Annotated in this window: 9 protein-coding genes and 1 pseudogene; 2 read left to right on the top strand and 8 right to left on the bottom strand. The window is 33.8% G+C overall.

Translation table 11 applies throughout. From position 1 onward, the window contains the following. Positions 1–14: 14 nt before the first annotated feature. The 3 genes from H2O64_RS23740 to H2O64_RS23730 all read right to left on the bottom strand — a co-directional run bounded on the left by H2O64_RS23740 (position 15) and on the right by H2O64_RS23730 (position 8,632). Positions 15–7,250, bottom strand: a complete 7,236-nt coding sequence (locus H2O64_RS23740) for a non-ribosomal peptide synthetase (RefSeq protein WP_187564741.1) — start codon at positions 7,248–7,250, stop codon at positions 15–17. 12 nt (positions 7,251–7,262) lie between these two features. Continuing rightward, the gene (locus H2O64_RS23735; RefSeq protein WP_187564740.1) at positions 7,263–7,787 is read right to left on the bottom strand and encodes a UpxY family transcription antiterminator; all 525 of its coding nucleotides are present in this window, start codon (positions 7,785–7,787) and stop codon (positions 7,263–7,265) included. A gap of 191 nt (positions 7,788–7,978) precedes the next feature. Next, the gene (locus H2O64_RS23730; RefSeq protein ID WP_187564739.1) at positions 7,979–8,632 is read right to left on the bottom strand and encodes a hypothetical protein; all 654 of its coding nucleotides are present in this window, start codon (positions 8,630–8,632) and stop codon (positions 7,979–7,981) included. Positions 8,633–9,375: 743 nt separating this feature from the next. On the opposite strand from H2O64_RS23730, the gene H2O64_RS23725 reads away from it, so the two are divergent. Beyond that, complete coding sequence (locus H2O64_RS23725) at positions 9,376–10,134, top strand: response regulator transcription factor (RefSeq protein ID WP_187564738.1); 759 nt, start codon at positions 9,376–9,378, stop codon at positions 10,132–10,134. Here H2O64_RS23725 and H2O64_RS23720 read toward each other — a convergent pair. Beyond that, the gene (locus H2O64_RS23720; protein WP_187564737.1) at positions 10,131–10,883 is read right to left on the bottom strand and encodes a ThiF family adenylyltransferase; all 753 of its coding nucleotides are present in this window, start codon (positions 10,881–10,883) and stop codon (positions 10,131–10,133) included. The genes H2O64_RS23725 and H2O64_RS23720 overlap by 4 nt on opposite strands. Before the next feature lie 98 nt (positions 10,884–10,981). After that, positions 10,982–11,704 (bottom strand): annotated as a pseudogene (locus tag H2O64_RS23715) (YifB family Mg chelatase-like AAA ATPase); the annotation flags it as partial. Positions 11,705–11,740: 36 nt separating this feature from the next. Between H2O64_RS23715 and H2O64_RS23710 the strand changes: the two are divergent. Continuing rightward, entirely contained in the window at positions 11,741–12,124 is a 384-nt protein-coding gene (locus tag H2O64_RS23710) for a helix-turn-helix domain-containing protein (protein ID WP_187564736.1), read from the top strand. Between the two features lie 237 nt (positions 12,125–12,361). Here H2O64_RS23710 and H2O64_RS23705 read toward each other — a convergent pair whose 3' ends face one another. The 3 genes from H2O64_RS23705 to H2O64_RS23695 form a co-directional block, all read right to left on the bottom strand. After that, entirely contained in the window at positions 12,362–14,320 is a 1,959-nt protein-coding gene (locus H2O64_RS23705) for an OmpA family protein (protein ID WP_187564735.1), read from the bottom strand. A gap of 18 nt (positions 14,321–14,338) precedes the next feature. After that, positions 14,339–15,283, bottom strand: coding sequence for a PorP/SprF family type IX secretion system membrane protein (locus H2O64_RS23700; RefSeq protein WP_187564734.1), 945 nt, complete (start codon positions 15,281–15,283; stop codon positions 14,339–14,341). Positions 15,284–15,338: 55 nt separating this feature from the next. Next, positions 15,339–19,237: T9SS type B sorting domain-containing protein (locus H2O64_RS23695; protein ID WP_187564733.1), on the bottom strand; the 3,899-nt coding region annotated here is incomplete at its 5' end.

Raw genomic sequence — 19,237 nt, 5'->3', positions numbered from 1 at the left:
TTTGTAATAAATGTTTATATGACAATTTCTTCGTAATCGTTGAGAGTGTCATCTTGTTGTTGATGCACCGAAAAATTCACTAGTGTAGCTAGTTCTTTTATCGTGAGCGTTTCGTATAAGTTTCCAATGGAAAATACTGTATGATATTTTTTATTTATTTGATTGATAACTGTCATTGCCTGCAAACTGTTTCCGCCTAATTCAAAAAAGTTATCTACTATTCCGAGTGTTTCACTTTTGTGTTCTAAAATTTCTGACCATAGCAACACTAATTCTGCTTCTATTTTACTTTCTGGCGCTACATATTGTGTTGTAATGAGATCCGATATTTCTGGATTTCTTAATGCTTTACGATCTATTTTCCCTGTTCGTGTCAATGGAAAAGTTTTCATCTCTATATAAATTCCAGGAATCATATAGTTAGGGATACGTTGTTGCAATGCTTTTTTAATTGCCTGTATTTCTATTTGATTTGTATATGCGATATATGCTGTGATGTATGCTTTATTTTCAACAGTTTTGACAGCTACAATTGCTTCTCGGATGCCTTCTATTTGCTCTAAATGATGTTCTATTTCAGAAAGTTCTATGCGAACACCATTGTATTTTACTTGTGTATCTTTTCGGTATAAAAATTCAATTTCACCAGTTGGCAATAACAAACCAATATCGCCCGATTTGTAGATTCGATCTCCAGTTTCTTCAAAATCATTAATAAATACAGTATCTGTCAATTCTGGACGATTCAAATAGCCTAAAGAAAGATAGTTACTTCGAAATGTGATTTCTCCTTTTTCATATACACCTTTTCGTTTATTGTTCTCGTCAAGCAGAAATACATCCGTTTCAGTTACCGTAGTTCCTAACGGCACATTTGTTTTGGTAATTTCTGTATCGTGCGAAATAAAGTTTTGAGATACAATGGTCGCTTCCGTAGGTCCATAATCGTTTACTAAGAAAGCTTCTTTTGAAAAGTATTTTTTGAATAAATCAATATCTGATTTATAGCATGCTTCGCCTCCTAAATCAATTAATCGTATGGAGTTTAATTGTGTTCCAAACGGTAAACTTTTTAAGAAATATCTATAAATTGTTGGTACCATGTGAATGATACTTATTTGCTGTGTTTCAAACCAATTTGCAAGTGTTTGCATTCCGCGTTCTGGAATATTATAAAGACAAACTGTAGCTCCATTTAGAATTGCGGCATAAATATCTTTTACAGAAGCATCAAACGTATAGGTTGAAAATAAACTTAAATTATCATTTTCATGAATGTGCACTTCGTTCGTATATACACGAATGTAATGCAATACGTTTTGCTGATTTTGTACAACACCTTTTGGATTTCCTGTTGATCCTGAAGTGTATAAAACATAGGCGTTTGATGTTGGATGTATAGCTAACGCCGGATTTTCTTTGTTGCTTTCACTAAAAGCTTCCGCTAATTCAATACATTTTATATGTGGTAATTCAACAATTAGTTCCGCTATTTTATCAGCTGATTTTTTAGTGTAAATTAGAATGTCACAAGCGGCATCATTTAGTATAAATTGAATTCTTTGTAATGGATCGCTATTGTCAATAGGTACATATCCAAATCCTGCTTTTAAACTTCCCAACATTCCTAGTATGCAACTTTCATCATGTTCTAACAGCAATGCAATACGCTGACTTGTTGACGATTGTTTTAAAATTGTATGGGCTAATTGATTCGCTTTTTCGTTTAATTCTTTATAAGAGAAATAATTTCCATTACTTTCAACAGCAATTGCATTAGAATATTTTACTACTTGCTTTTCAAAACGAGCAGCAATACTTTGTTGAATTTCTGTTGCTTCAAAATAGGTAAACTCATTTGTTGGACGTTTTGAAACTTTTGTAGGCAAATAGTGCTCAAAACAAACAATATCTTTGATTTGTTTTGTATCATTCGTTACTACTTGATTGATAATCTCCACCAGCGCTTGCATCCAATATGCAATAGTTTCTTCTTTAAAACGACTTTGATCGTACACCGTTTTTAGCTCTAAACCGTTGGCATAATTTTTCACATAACATTCAAAGTCAAATTTTGGAGATGCTTCAATATGCCCATGTCTTGCTGAGAAATCTGTGATTTTTTCTGTTGATTTCGCTTCAAAATCTAATAGGTTTAAAAATACTGGACTTAACGGAAAACGTCCTTCTTGTGTTGGAATTGCTAGTTTTTCAAGCAATTGCTCAAATGGATAATTTTGATTTTCTAAAGCTTCAATCAATGTAACATTTAACGCTTTTACAAATGTGATAAAATCACCTTGTTTTTCAACCGAGTTTCGCAACATCAGTGTATTGATAAAACTACCAACTATATGTTTGAGCTGCTCATGATTTCTGTTTGCCGCAGGAATTCCGAAAGTAATGTCTTCTTCTCCTGTTAATCGTGCAAGTAGTATTTTTAAAGCCGCGGCAACTATTGAAAATACACTTACGTTGTGTTTGGTTGCTAGCGATTCTATATTATTTTTTGAATCTTTATTGAAATATACAGCATGATATGCTGAACCTGTTGTTGCCGTTTTTACGCTCACAGCATAATCAACTGGCAATTGTAAGTATGGAATGTCTCCTGCTAATTGATTTTCCCAATATGATTCTTGCTTTTGCAAAGCTTCAGATTGCGCTTGTTCTTGTTGCCAAACAACATAATCTTTGTATTGAATCGATACTTCTGGAAGTGTAGGTGTTTCTCCTAGCGTAAGTGCATTGTACACATCCATCAACTCCTGGACAATTACATTCATTGACCAGCCATCGCTGATACTATGATGAATATTAAAGAACAACACAAAATCGTCCTTTTGTTTTGCTAAAGAAACCTTGTATAAAGGATAGGTTTCTAAAGAGAATTCATGATCAAATGTATAGGCTTTTGCTTCAGTTTCTGTTTCAAAGAAAGGAATCGTTACCGATGAAAATGTTGTTATTTTTTGCTTCGGAATTCCTTGATCGTCTACAAAAACGGCACGTAACATTTCATGTCTTTCTTTTAATACATTGAAAGCTTTTTCAAAATGTTCTCTTTGTAAATTACTTCCTAAATTTAGGTTGTCATAAATATTGAATTCTTTCGATTTCCCAAAAATTTTATATAACAACCAATACCGTCTTTGCGTAGTAGAAATATCATACAATGCTTGTGTCGGAGCTTTTTCAATGACTATATATACTGACTCTTCCGCTTGTTCCAACAATGCTACATGCGCTGTCATAGCTGTTTTTAGGTATAAATCTTTTAGACTTATTTCTGCTTGAAACGTTTTATGATACGCGTTTCGCAATTTATTTAATAACAAACTATGTCCGCCAAGCTTGAAGAAATCATCCGTAATGCTTATCGTTTCAATTTTTAGAATTTCTTTCCAAATAGCCGCTACTTTTTGTTCTATTTCTGTTGTTGGCGCTACAAAATCGTACGTTGTTATATTTTGAGGATCTTCAATATTGCTTGCGTTTGCAACAATTATTTTTTCTTCATCAGAAAGTAATGTAATTGCGCTAATTGGCAGTTCTATATTGGTCACTATTTGTGTAAATATGTGTTCCAAATCTTTGCATACACGTTGTATAAAATCTGGCTGATAGATTGCTGTATTGTATTGTAATTCGAGTTTTAATTCTTCTGCTTCAACAAATGTGAATGTTACATCAAATTGTGCAGCAGTTCTTTCTGTTTTAAAAGGCGAAATTGCCAATATTGATTCTGAAACGTCAGTATTTAGGCTTACTAATTGCTGATAATTTTGCAATACAACCATCACATCAAATAATGGAGATCGTGACGTATCGCGTTCTACATTGAGTGTTTCAACAAGTTTGTCAAAAGGATATTCTTGATTTGCATGCGCTGCTGCGATTGCCTGATGCTCTTTAAAGAGTACTGTTTTGAAATTATCATTTTCGGAAAATTGTGATCTGATCGCAAGTGTATTCAAATACAATCCTAATTGATTTTCTAAATCTGGATGAATTCTTCCTGCAACCGGTGTTCCTATGATGATATCTTTCTGAAAAGAATATCCGTATAATAACGTTTTAACGGCTGTCATTATTACCGAAAATAGCGGTACATGTTGCGCTGCTGAACTATTTTTTAATTGTGTCAGTAATTCATTTGAAAAAGAATACTGAATACTTTCTCCTTTGTATGTTTTTAACGCTGGTCTTTTGTTAGTTCCTATCGGAATGTTCAATTTTGGAAGTTTTCCTTGAAATTGAGTTTCCCAATATGCTTTTTGACTCGCTAATGAGTTTTGTTGTTTTTCGTTGATCCAAGAAGCATATTCTTTAAATTGAATTGGTAATGGTTCATTGTTTGCTGCTCCTTTAGAAGTGATCTCAGTATATGCTTTTAAGATTTCCGAAGTTAATACTTCAAGCGACCAACCATCACTAATTATATGATGTATTGCTATGAAAAGAATCGTTTCAGTTTTGTTCCAACGAATTAGTTTTATATTGAATAATGGTGATTTGTCAAGATGAAATGTTTCTTTTAGCTGTTGCTGAATGAAATTTTGTGTTTCAGCTAATTGATTTACCGATTTTGAAAGATTGTGTACTTCAATAGTATATACAATTTCAGAAATAGGCATGATATATTGTTGCAAACTACCTTGCGAATCTGTTGCGAAATACGTTCGTAAAATCTCATGCTTTTTTACAACATGATTGAATGCTTTTTGAAAGTTTTCAAATTGCAACTTACCATCTATACGAATAGCTCCCGAAATTGTATACGCATCTAAATTATCATCTAATTGACTTAACAACCATAAACGATGTTGTGCCGCCGTTACAGGATACGCAGTTGCTTCCGCTAATTTAGGAATGGCTTTATATTCCGTTTCGTCTAGTTGTTCACTAATACCTGCAATCGTTGGATTTTTATAAAATTCCTTGTATGAAATTGTTTTCTTTAAGGTTTTATGCATTTTGTTAATGATCTGAGAAATCATTAAACTATGTCCTCCAAGTGCAAAAAAGTTATCATTTACACCAAAAGTATCAACCGAAAGTACTGTTTTCCAAATTTCCAGTAGTTCAACTTCAACTTGATTTCTTGGTGCTTCGTACACTGCTTGCGTTGTGCTATGCTGTGCAATTTCAGGCAAAGCGTTTTTGTTCACCTTTTTATTTGGTGTCAACGGAATTTCTTCAATTTTTTGGAAGTATGTAGGCACCATATATATTGGCAACTTTGCTTCCAAATGAACACGCAATGCTTCTTTTTGAATTGGAGTGTTTGCTACATAATACGCAACCAAACATTGTTCATTGTTTACCTGTTTTAGCGCGACAACAGCTCCTTGTATTTCTGTGTTGAATTTTGAAATTTGATGTTCGATTTCGCCTAATTCAATACGGTAACCTCTTAGTTTTACTTGATGATCTTTTCTTCCGTAGAATTTTATATTTCCATCTGGCATCCAACTCGTTAAATCGCCTGTATCATACATGAATTGCGATGTGTTGAATGGATTTTTTATATATTTTTCTTTTGTTAACTCCGGACGATTTAAATAACCTTTTGTCACTCCTAAACCTGATAAGTATAATTTTCCAATAACACCAATTGGCACAGGTTGAAGGTGCTCATCTAAAATATATGCTTGCGTATTTGAGATTGGTTTTCCAATTGGAATACTTTCATACGTTTGTGGTGTTAGTGTAAAAGCTGTACTATAAGTAGTGTCTTCCGAAGGTCCGTATAAATTGTTTGTTACAATGTTTTTTTCCAGTATATATTCTGCAATATCTAATGGATATGGTTCTCCTGCAAGATTGATAATACGAACATTTTTTAAATCGCATTCATCTTCCATCAACATTCTCATTACGGATGGAACTGTATTGATGAGTATATTTTGATCTTTCTGTAAATAGTCTGGAATTTCTATTGCATTCTGTAACAATCTAATTTTCTTCCCTGTGGAAAGTGTATAAAATATTTCGTAGATCGATAAGTCAAAACAATGTGATGTTACTGCAAAGACTGTATCAAAAGTTGTCGTGTCAAAAGTAGTTGATGCCCATTGTATCATTGCAACCGCATTTTGATGCGTAATCATGACGCCTTTTGGCTTTCCTGTTGTTCCCGAAGTGTAAATAATATATGCTACATCTGTTGCATTCTTTCGAATTCCGAGATTTTCTGTCGTGTAGTGTTCGTTTGAATCGTTAAAGAAACTTAGTGTTTCATCAATAACCAATTTGCATTGACTATCATTTTCTATATACGCAATTCGCTCCTCTGGATAATCTTTATCAATTGGCACATATACAGCACCTGTTTTTAAGACTGCTAATAATGAAATGATTAGTAATTCTGTTCTTTCAAGTTTTATTCCAACAAAATCAGTTGCCTGAATATGATGTTTATGTACAAGGTAATTCGCTAATGCATTGGCTTTTTCATTCAGTTCTTTGTATGTATAAGATACATCTTGAATGATAAGTGCCGTATTTTCGGGTGTTTTTGCTACTTGCGCTTCAAATAAGTCTGGAATTGATGTTTCTAAAGGAAAGGAAAGCGCTGTGTTGTTGAATGTTTTTAAAATTGTTTCTTCTTCAGCTTTTGTCAACGTTGGAATGTCACAAATTTTAGTCAGTAGATTTGTTTCTAAGTTTTCTAAACAGTTTTGTAAATTTTTTATAAAATGTTCAACTACATATGATTTTTTGAAACTTTCCGCATACGTAATAGATATTAATAATCCTTTTGTTGACTTAGTAACGTTTAAGAAAAAAGGAATTTCATTTTGTGCTATTGATGTATTATACCCGAATCCAAAAGTAGTATATGATTTGAATTTCTTTGATAAATTAAAATCTGCGTCAAAGCTAGTATATTTATAAACCTCTTGAATTTCAGCTCTTACTGTATTCAAATATTGTTTTAGGTTTTTATCTTCTATAAAGTTATGACATAGTAACAACGGTGTATTTTCATCCGTAACTTTTGTTGAAAATATAAAATGGTTTGGCTCAAAATAACGTTGCAACATCGCTGTATACACCGCAAATAATACCGTGTATTCAACAATAAGATTATTGTTCGTTAATTTCAAGAAATAAGCAATGTTTTCATTTGGAATCACCAGTTTATCTGAGGTTATCAAATGAAATTGCTCGTTTCTAGAAACAGGCTGCTTTTTCAGTTTTTGCAGCCAATAATCTGAAGTTATTTTAAATTCTAATTTTGTCATAAGTATTTGTACTTAATGAAGTGAAGGTTCTAAACTTTCGAAATAATAAGGAGGAACTACTGCTGTAATACATTGTTGTAAAGATTCTATCCGTACAACTATTTTATTGATATTGTTAATGTTCAAAATTTCGCATTCCATACCGTTTAATGGCGCGTACATAATTTTTTTCTTTTCCCCTACTTTTAATTTTTGTGCATCTACTTCTATATCCATGATATTTGAATCACCAACTAAAAGTTTAATTTGATTAATTTCTTTTTCAGGTACAACTGCATAATCTTTTCCAAAGCGAATAAATGCGCAAGCGCCATATACAGAGGTTGCTTTATGAAATTCCAAAGAAGTATTAATATTTACAAATACATACGATGGAAACAATGGCATCAAAACAAGTTTCTTTCGATCACTCCATTGTCGAACTGTTTTTATTTGTGGCAGAAATGATTCTAACGAAATCTCCTTTAAAGATTCATATACTTTTTTCTCCCAACGAGACTTAACATATAACACGTGCCAACCAATATTGAAGTTCATAATCGTTTTTAAATTTTAAATATAGCTTCGCTTCCCTCAGTCACATGAAGCTTTTATTAAATTAGAATATGATTTTTGAATTCCTCTATCAAAATTGATTTGAGGTCTTCAGATTTGTTCTTGTTATACGAAACTACAAGCTATTGAGCTTGTTTTTGCTACACTAAAGGGTAGTTCTATATTAGGTGTGTTTAAACTACACTTTCGGGTAGTTTAAAAGATGAGATACTCTGCTCAAGAGTTTCTTTAGAAACTAATGATTTGTTATTATTGTAGAAGTCAATTAAGCCATCGTAAGTCATTGCGATAGGAATTGTTTCTGATCCTAAGTAATTGATAGATTTACCAATTATAGATGCTTTTATTCCCAAAAGTCTTAATACACGTAATAATTTACTGTCAATTTCAGCAAAAACGATATTTCCTTTGTGCGTGCATATAGGCGCAATAGCACATATCATTAGTTTTTTAAATAACTTGATGTCTTTTGATTCTTTCGCTATAGCAAATCTTCCAATATGAAAAATTTCATTAACGTTATAATTCGTGATGGCAAGTAGCGGGTTGATTCCAAAAATCTTCTGAATAGGCAATTCATCAGAATAATTCCATCTCAAAACTCTTATAGCTCCTGTGATTTCATTTTCATTATTTTTTACTACAAAAATTTCTGAATTTTCAGCATATTTTATTTCTTCATTGTGGATAGAGTTTACATCATCTTTATAATTTTGTGGTAAAACGTTGTTTGAATGATGTTTAAAGTTTTCTGTTACGATAAATTTTGCAAGGTCTAATATTTGTCCTTTTCCTAAATTCTTTAAATAGTTTGTTTCAAGTTTCATGGGTAAAAAAGTTTGAACAAAACTATCTAGCATCAGCAGACACTTCTTTACACAAAAAGGTAGTAGTGAGTACTTTACGCAAATACTACCCTTTTGTGTAGTATTTTGCATCCATGAAAAAATGTGAAAAAAGCCTACCGGAAAATATTTTCAATTATGCTATTTTTGGAAGAAAATTTTATTTTTAATTGAAAAGAAAAAATGATATTACTGATGTTCTATCATTTCTAAAGTGTTTAATTGCTTATATGAACATCAATACCTATATTTGTTATAATATATTTCTTTAAACATGTAAGTAAAAAAATAATATCCTCTATTATTTTTTTAAGTAATACAAAGACATCATTAAGTATTTAGTGAAAATGGCGTATAAACTGTTCGTTTTTTCACATTCGATAAATACTTAATGTATATTATATAGTATCATTACATCTATTGTAACCATGAAAAAAAGCGTAGATTATTGACTATATATAGATATAGTGTTGCTGGAGTTTATTACTCTTCTCTATATCATATAAAATACAGTTAAATCCTTTATTAAGAAATTAAAGAAAGTTAACCTAAAATCTAGAATACAAATGCTTGGGGATTTACTTTAAAAAGGGACAGGGAACTAAAATTTAAGTATATCAACGATGTAACTCATTTCGAGTTTATTGATTGTTTTTTGTTTTGTAATTACTATAATTACAAAACAAAGGTTTGGTATTTTGAATTTATATTAAATATCTTACTATATGAGTGATGTTAATGATTTTTTTTCTTTTAGGAATACTGTTAACAATATTTCTAATACTGATCAAGAAAAAACCGCAGACTATTTAGAACCAATTAAGGCTTTTGCAAGAACAACTTACAAAAGTATCTACGTAATAGATTATCAAAAAAAAGGATTTGAATATGTTTCAGATAATCCATTATTTCTTTGTGGTCATACAGCTATGGAAGTCCAGGAAATGGGATATGCATTTTATTTTAAATATGTCATAGAATCTGATTTAGATCTTCTTCTAAAGATTAATAATGTAGGGTTTGAATTTTATGAACGAATTCCTTTAGAAGATCGAAAGAACCACACAATCTCTTATGATTACCATTTGAAAAATAAAGAAGGTAAAATCATCTTGATTAATCAAAAGTTAACACCTATATTTTTAACAAATGAAGGTAAAATATGGAAGGCCCTGTGTATTATTTCACTTTCAGCTGAACAGAATTCAGGAAATATAGCCATCTATAAAAAAGGTGATAATAAAATTTTTAGATATGATTTAGAAGGATCTTTTTGGAAAACAACCGAACAAATAAAATTATCCAACAGAGAAAAAGAAATACTTTTATACTCAACCAGAGGATATACAATTAACGAAATTGCTGAAGTCATTTTTGTATCACCAGATACTGTGAAATTTCACAGAAGAAAGCTTTTTAATAAATTGAATGTAGTAAATATTGCTGAAGCTATTGCCCATGCAACAAATAATGAGTTGATTTAGTCCATAATAGTTGACAAATAGAATTCAGGGAATTTTTTATATTCTTTTTTAGTTGCAATATTGAACATGACATTTGTACACATTGCTGCTACTGTCCAAGAAGCTATAGAAAGTTGCGGTGGGGAAAGTTGTTCTTTCTCTTCTTGATATTTCCTTATAATATCATCTATCCACCCACAAGGAGTTCCCCAAAATTTTAAATAATTGGAAGCATATTTAACCATAACTACTTCATTGAACGTCTCATCAGGTTTTTCTATAGTATCTAACATTAAACCTTCTGGTGTAATGACTGTAACCAATCCACCCCAACCTAAATTGTATGGATGCAATACAGGAATATTATTTTTTTGACAAAGCTTATCGAATACTAAAGGGACTTCAGTAGTAAAGTCAAGTGCATTGATTGCTATTTTATGACCTTTTATATACTCCTCAACATTCTCTATTGTCAAGAACGAGTTATGCACCTTAATATTAGCATTAGAATTAATAGACTTCAACCTATTTTTTATAGCTTCTGTTTTATCTATGTCAATATCGTGTTCAGTATAGTTTTGACGATTCAAATTTGATAACTCTACTTGATCTCCATCAATAATAGTTATATTTTCAAATCCTAACCTCAATGCACACTCGGCAATCACACTCCCAATGCCAGATCCTCCTAATATTATAGGGTAATCTTTAATCATTTTTTGCTCTTCCTCAGTTAAGTAAATTCTGTTTCTAGAATACCGATCCTCCATCTTTAGTTATTTTTATTACAAAAGTAATATGATATACGCTATAATGTACTACACAAAAAGGTAACATTTATATTTTTATGGAAGTAACTGATGTTGGGCTATCCCAACCAACCTTCTCTATCCAAACTTCTATATTGAATAGCTTCCGCGATGTGATTTGGCAAAATATTTGGTTGTTCACCTAAATCGGCAATAGTTCGTGCTACTTTGAGAATTAGATCGTATGCACGTGCTGATAAACCCAAACGTTCCATAGCATTTTTCAGAAGATTCAATGCTTCTTTATCGAGTTTACAATACAAACGAATTTGTTTGGTGTTCATTTGTGTATTGCAATGCAAGGTTTCTGATTCGTTGAAACGTTCCGTTTGAATTTCTCGCGCTTTGATCACACGTTCACGAATAACTTCACTTGCTTCGCCTTTTCGCTCTTCCGATAGTTTTTCAAAAGGAACTGGTGTGACTTCAATGTGAATATCAATTCGATCTAATAAAGGTCCCGAAATTTTCCCCATATAACGATGCATTTCCATCGGAGATGATGACATTGGCGAATTTGGATCGTTGAAAAATCCACTTGGACTCGGGTTCATACTTGCCACCAACATGAAACTACTTGGATAGGTAATCGTAAATCGTGCTGTAGAAATAGTGACTTCTCGGTCTTCTAACGGTTGTCGCATGACTTCTAAGACACTTCGCTTGAATTCAGGCAATTCATCCAAGAATAAAACTCCATTATGCGCCAACGAGATTTCTCCAGGTTGCGGATAGCTTCCGCCGCCAACTAAAGCGACGTCCGAAGTGGTACGTTGCCCATTTGTAACATTAAAATAAAAGCCGAGAAACCTTGTTATTTGGCACTTCCTGATGAAAACGACAAAAGTCTTGGCGCTGCATTAAAACGCAGGCGTTTAGTCTTAGAATGGACACAACAAGAAACAGCGAACTACTTTTCAAAACGAAAAGACAGCTACCAGTTATGGGAATGGAATCGATACCTGCCACATATACGTAACCGGAAAAAGGTGGTTGAGTTTTTGGGTTATAACTATTGGGGTGATGGAACTGATTCGTTAGCTAATAGATGTTTATTGTATAGGATTAAGCATGGATTGACGATGAGTGAACTTGCATCAAGAATTAATGTTAATACTAGGACAATTGAACGGATTGAAAATATGGAAAAAAATGTATCTTCTGAAATGAAAAATGTAATTAATGAATACTTAACGAATTAACTTTCTGTTTTCTAATATGAACTTAAAATATATTCTATTTATACGATATTTGAGCAAATAATTTTAACTTTCTAGTCCTTTGTTTGTTTTATTAATCATAAATAAGCTGACACAAAATCAACTTATTTCAGGACGGACATTTACACAAAAAAGAGCCTTGAAATTTAAGATTTCAAGGCTCATATAGGAAGTGATTTATTTATTCTGAATTTGCCTAAAAATACTCGAATATTTTTTTTAATTCTCAATAATAATAAATTCACTTCTCCTATTTAATTGATGTTCGTATTCTTGGCATGGAGTTCCATTACTGCATCTATTTATAATTCTTGTTTCTCCATATCCTTTTCCAGTAAGCCTACTTACGGCTATACCATTGTCCACAAGGTATTGTATTGTAGATTTTGCTCTTCTATCGGATAGGTCTATATTGTAATCATCGTCTGCCCTACTGTCTGTATGCGATCTTACATCTATTTTCATTTTTGGATATAGATTCATTATAGCAATCACTTTACGTAATTCTATTTCTGCATCTGCTCTTATGTAATCTTTGTCTAAATCAAAGTATATTGGATTTAATCCTAGTATCTTTACTAAATCTCCACCAACAGGAATAATCATTTCTTTTCCAAGATCGTTTCCTTTTTTCATAAAGAGTGTTTGCTTGTTTTCTTTTCCTAGTTCATTTGATGTAGCAAATGATTTTTCTGCCGTAACATATCCTTCTTTTGAAGCACGAATGGAGTATGCTTTATTACATTCTAAATCAAAATTGAATGTTCCATCTGCAGCTGCATTAGCTTCTGCTAAACGATTGTTTCCAGTGTCTAATAATAATACTTTAGCATTTGGAATAGGTTCGCTTGTATTTTCATCTAATACAACTCCTTCTACTGTTTGTGTGCATTTTGTTAGTATAGGCTCAGTTCTTGTTAAGCTATAGATATCATCATCTCCTTTACCCCCTTCTCTATTGGAAGCGAAATATCCAGTTCCAGTAGCTTCATTTATGATAAAGGTAAAATCGTCTTGCGGACTGTTGATTGGTTTTCCCAGATTGTATACATTTCCAAAGTTATTTGTAGTGTCCAAATCTGATACAAATACATCTAACCCTCCAAGTCCAACATGTCCGTCAGAAGCAAAGTAGAGTCTGTTATCATCACTTACAAAAGGAAATGTTTCTCTACTTTCTGTATTTATTTTTTCTCCAAGATTTTCCGGACTTCCAAAAGTATCACCATTGATGGCAACTTTGTACAAGTCTGATTGTCCTTTCCCACCTGGCATATCAGAAGCAAAGTAGAGTGTTTTTTCGTCTACGCTTAATGCCGGATGCGCTACTGAATATTCATCATTATTGAACGGCAATTCTTCAACATTCCAATTTGCAGCATCTTTTTTTGTTGCACGGTACAGTTTTAATCTATTTGTTCCAGCTTCATCTTGTTTAAAACTTTTATTTGTATAATTGTTTCGAGTAAAATAAAGTGTATTTCCGTCTTTGGTATATACTGCCGTAGATTCGTGGTATTTTGTATTTATGCTTTTAGGTAATTTTTGAATTGTTTTGTTTGGATCTGTAAGTGCAATATTTACTTGATATAAGTCTAAAAATGGTTGATCATTCCAATCATGAATTATTTTAGAAGGCTTTCTATCTTGTCTATTCGATGCAAATACGAGTTGATTTTGATTGAATGCAGGTGCAAAATCAGATAGTTTCGAGTTGAATCCTGCATTATCAATTTTGAATCTTCCAGATTGTAATTCTATTTCTTTGAGATAGTTTCTTTCATTTACAAATAGTTTTGCTCTGTAGTCTTCTCCTTTTGTTTCATAGAATTTTGCCATAATTTTATCCGAAGCGACATATTTTTCGGTACTTTTTAGCGATACTGCATATCTATACAAATATTCTGAATCTATCTGTTTAGAATAGCTAAATAATGCACCATACCATTTTGCTGCATTTTTATAATCAGCTGTGAAATAGTATGAATCGCCTAATCGAGAAAATAGTTCTACAGATTGATATCCTTCTTCTGCTACTTTTAGATAGGCTTCTCGAGCATCTATAAATGCATGACTATCAAAATTTTTATTCCCTTTTTTTATCGTGTTTTCTTGTCCATTAACAGCTAATATTCCTAAGACTAAGAAGGTTATAATTGTTTTTATTGTGTGTCTCATATTTGACTATTTTTTGGATTAAAAGAATCTTGGTGATATCATATTTTTTTTACGACTAAAGAGTTCAAAACGAAGAAATACTTCATAAGATCCGTCATTGAATTGTTGCAATTCTGTGGTATCTCTGTCATACGCAAATCCTAACATGAGTTGATCTGAAACTTGAAATCCAGCCATCGCACTTAGTGCAGCACTCCATCTGTATGCGGCTCCTAAAGTTAATTTGTCATAGATTAAGAAATTCCCTGAAAGGTCTACCTGTAAAGGTGCTCCAGATACTAGTTTTACAAGTCCGGCTGGTTTGAATTTTACATCTTCAGACAGGTCAAACACATAGCCAGACATTAAATAATAATTAACACGTTCTCTAGCTGTAGCGCTAGAATTATTACTGTTTGAAGATTCATCAAAATGTTCTGTTTCTAACATGTTAGGAATACTCAATCCCAAATAAAATTTTGGCGTATGATAATATAGTCCGACTCCAAATTGTGGTGAGAATCGTTTATCAATATTTATAAATGCATCTGGATCACCTGGATTGAATGCACCTGTATTTAATCGATTTGAATCTATATCAAGTAAATGTGCTCCTGCTTTTAAACCTAAAGCAAATCTCCCTTGTTCACCAACATCTAACGTGTAACTAAAGTCAATATCAATGTAGCTTTCTTTTGCAATAAATATTTCATCATTGGTAATATTTAAACCTAATCCGACTCGTTTTCCTACGGGTGTATGCATGGAAGCTGTAAATGTTTTTGGTGCGCCATCTAGTCCAACCCATTGTGTTCTGTACAATCCTAGAAAACTAAAAACGTCTCTTGAACCTGCATAAGCAGGGTTTATACTCAAGGTGTTATACATGTACTGTGTATACTGTGCATCCTGCTGAGCTGTTGTTATGTTAGAGAACAACACTAAAAATAATAAAGCTATGAGAGTTGCATAATTTTTTTTCATAAGTGTATATATTATACCTATCGGAGCTGAACTCCGATAGGTGTTTGTATTGTTTTTATCTTCTATTAATGTAAAGTGGTCCTGCTTTTTCTTTTCTATCTCCGTTACCATCTACATAAGATAATACATAGTAGTAGGTTCCGACAGGCAAGCGATCGTCTCGTGCAATGGTAACTCTACCATTAGAATATCCTCTGAAGAAATTATTTCCTTGACCGTATCCATCAACGTCATATACTTTAACTCCCCATCTATTATAGATTTTAAGGTTGTTGTCTGGGAAGTTTTGAATTCCTCTAATTGTAAATACATCGTTTAATCCATCTCCATTTGGTGTTACGATATCGAAAATTTCAAGTTCTTCCGTTGGATTCCCATTGTTTACTTCTAAGTAATCAGGAATACCGTTATTATTTTCGTCTCCTAGTTCATCACCGTTAGGAATACCATCTCCATCACAGTCTAATAATAACCATGCATTTGATACTCTTGCTAAGTTTTGATTATTGAAATCAAAATCACAAGGAATACTTGGATCGGTATTGTTAGCTATTTCCACTTCGTTTGTTACTCCATCACCGTCACAATCTGCACTATTCCATGCTCCTGACGTTGTTGTTGTTTGACTTCCAAGTTCAAAATCACATGCGTCAATTGGATTAGTGCCATCTATTATTTCATCTCCATTTATGACTCCGTCTCCATCACAGTCAACACCATTCCATATGGCGCCAACCATTGTGATATCTTGATTGTTTACATTGTAATCACATGGATCTTGAACTCCAGTAGCATCTAAGAGTTCTATTCCATTTGGAACTCCATCTTCATCACAATCTAAACCTTCCCAAGTTGTAGTAACAATTGTTACGTTTTGGTTTGCTTCAAGATATTGACAAGGATTTTGTGGATCGGTTCCATCTGTAACTTCTTGTCCATTTGTAACGCCATCGCCGTCACAGTCTAACATGTCGTATGTAACTGTTGTCATAGATGTGTCTTGACTGTTTGCATTGAAACTACATGGATCATTTGGATTCGTATTGTCATTGATTTCTTGACCATTTGTAACTCCATCACCGTCACAATCTACCATTAACCATGCTCCTGAAGCTTGATTAATATCTTGGTTTGCGACAACATAGTCACAAGGTTCTAATGGATCTGTCATATCTATTATTTCTTGTCCATTTGTTAATCCATCTCCATCACAGTCTGCATTGTTCCAAACGATTCCTACCATTGTGATATCTTGACTTGCAGCTTCATAACTACATGGATCAGTTGGATTTGTTAGATCAATTGCTTCTTGTCCGTCTGAAACGCCATCATCATCACTATCATCATCTTGTGGATCCGTTGTATTTCCATTTGGATCAGCAGGCGTTGTTGGATTGTCGATTCCAGTCACTTCTTCTCCATTGGTTAATCCATCATTGTCACAATCATTGTTTGACCAAGCTGGTTCAACAGTTGTTAAGTCTTGACTTGATGCATTGTAAATACAAGGATCATTTGGATTTGTCATGTCTAATGCTTCTTGTCCGTCAGTTACGCCATCTCCATCTGTATCAGCATCTTGAGGATCTGTTATGTTTCCATTTGGATCAGCTGGTGTACTTGGATTGTCGATTCCTGTAACTTCTTCATTGTTTGTTAATCCATCTCCATCACAGTCTGCATTGTTCCAAACAGTTCCTACCATTGTAATATCCTGACTTACGGCTTCATAACTACATGGATCAGTTGGATTCGTCATGTCTAATGCTTCTTGTCCGTCTGTCACTCCATCATCATCACTATCTGCATCTTGTGGATCCGTTGTATTTCCATTTGGATCAGCTGGTGTCGTTGGATCATTGATTCCTGTAACTTCTTCTTCATTGTTTAATCCATCACTATCGCAATCTGCATCATTCCAAGCAGGTTCTACTGTTGTTAAATCTTGACTTGATGCTTCGTAATCACAAAGATCATTTGGATTTGTCATGTCTAATGCTTCTTGTCCGTCAGTTACGCCATCTCCATCTGTATCAGCATCTTGAGGATCTGTTATGTTTCCATTTGGATCGGCTGGTGTTGCAGGATCATCTACTCCTGTTACTTCTTCATAGTTTGTTAATCCATCTCCATCACAGTCTGCATTGTTCCAAACGATTCCTACCATTGTGATATCTTGAGTTGCAGCTTCATAACTACATGGATCAGTTGGATTTGTTAGATCAATTGCTTCTTGTCCGTCTGAAACGCCATCATCATCACTATCATCATCTTGTGGATCCGTTGTATTTCCATTTGGATCAGCAGGCGTTGTTGGATTGTCGATTCCAGTCACTTCTTCTCCATTGGTTAATCCATCATTGTCACAATCATTGTTTGACCAAGCTGGTTCAACAGTTGTTAAGTCTTGACTTGATGCATTGTAAATACAAGGATCATTTGGATTTGTCATGTCTAATGCTTCTTGTCCGTCAGTTACGCCATCTCCATCTGTATCAGCATCTTGAGGATCTGTTATGTTTCCATTTGGATCAGCTGGTGTACTTGGATTGTCGATTCCTGTAACTTCTTCATTGTTTGTTAATCCATCTCCATCACAGTCTGCATTGTTCCAAACAGTTCCTACCATTGTAATATCCTGACTTGCGGCTTCATAACTACATGGATCAGTTGGATTCGTCATGTCTAATGCTTCTTGTCCGTCTGTCACTCCATCATCATCACTATCTGCATCTTGTGGATCCGTTGTATTTCCATTTGGATCAGCAGGCGTTGTTGGATTGTCGATTCCTGTAACTTCTTCTCCATTGGTTAATCCATCATTGTCACAATCATTGTTTGACCAAGCTGGTTCAACAGTTGTTAAGTCTTGACTTGATGCTTGATAGCTACAAGGATCATTCGGATCGGTCATATCAGCAATTTCTTGTCCATTAGGAACACCATCACCATCACAGTCTGCTGCACTCCAAGTCGTTTCAACCATTGTAATATCTTGACTTGTTGGATTGTAATTACAAGGATCATTTGGATCAGTCATATCATCTGCTTCTTGTCCATCATCAACACCATCACCATCTGTATCTGAATCTTGTGGATCAGTTAGATTTCCATTTGGATCAGCAGGCGTTGTTGGATTGTCTATTCCAGTCACTTCTTCTCCATTGGTTAATCCATCATTGTCACAATCTAATGCATTCCAAGACGTTTCAACCATTGTAATATCCTGAGTCATCGCATCATAAATACAAGGATTTGTTGGATCTGGATCAGTTACATCTGGATCACCGTCTCCATCATCATCATCGTCACAACCTCCTATTACTCCATCGCCATCTATATCTACACCAGGTGTTACTACATCTACATTTATTCCTGTTGTATAATCTGCTCCTATAACTAAACCACTCACATTTACTCCAACCTGAGGCTCTCCTGTTCCATAACTTCCACCATCACCTCCATCTGCTGTTGAATTATTAAAAGCTTCATTAGCATCTGAACAACCATCTTCATCACTATCTGTATCTAAGAAATCTGGTGTTCCAACTGTTGGACCGCTATCAGTTGGCACTGCTACTCCTGTGCCTGCTGATGTAGGAATTCCAGTGATTGCATTTGGAGTACCATCGGCGATTCCATCATTGTTTGCATCCGTTCCTCCTGTTTCTACTGTATCGTAAATACCATCATTGTCTGCATCTAAGTCTAAGTGGTTACTTACGCCATCACCGTCTGTATCGTACGCTGGTTCTACGGTACCATTGACATCACCCACCATTGGATCTGATGGAGCGTCATCTAAGTAATTGGGTACACCATCATTGTCATCATCACCGCTTGGATCACCTGGACCTTCGGCTATATCTAAGATACCATCGTTATCATCATCCTGATCTGTGGCATCTGGGATACCATCCATATCAGCATCTGGCCCCATAGCTACTAGTATTG

The sequence above is a fragment of the Kordia aestuariivivens genome, from assembly GCF_014397005.1.
GTDB classification, from domain to species: Bacteria; Bacteroidota; Bacteroidia; order Flavobacteriales; family Flavobacteriaceae; genus Kordia; species Kordia aestuariivivens.
Note: the sequence above shows the minus strand (reverse complement) of the source record. Positions and strands in the feature narration are given on the sequence as shown.

Coding starts and splice junctions, on each gene's coding strand:
- H2O64_RS23740 (WP_187564741.1), bottom strand. CDS start 7,250: ATGACAAAATTAGAATTTAAAATAACTTCAGATTATTGGCTGCAAAAA.
- H2O64_RS23735 (WP_187564740.1), bottom strand. CDS start 7,787: ATGAACTTCAATATTGGTTGGCACGTGTTATATGTTAAGTCTCGTTGG.
- H2O64_RS23730 (WP_187564739.1), bottom strand. CDS start 8,632: ATGAAACTTGAAACAAACTATTTAAAGAATTTAGGAAAAGGACAAATA.
- H2O64_RS23725 (WP_187564738.1), top strand. CDS start 9,376: ATGAGTGATGTTAATGATTTTTTTTCTTTTAGGAATACTGTTAACAAT.
- H2O64_RS23720 (WP_187564737.1), bottom strand. CDS start 10,883: ATGGAGGATCGGTATTCTAGAAACAGAATTTACTTAACTGAGGAAGAG.
- H2O64_RS23705 (WP_187564735.1), bottom strand. CDS start 14,320: ATGAGACACACAATAAAAACAATTATAACCTTCTTAGTCTTAGGAATA.
- H2O64_RS23700 (WP_187564734.1), bottom strand. CDS start 15,283: ATGAAAAAAAATTATGCAACTCTCATAGCTTTATTATTTTTAGTGTTG.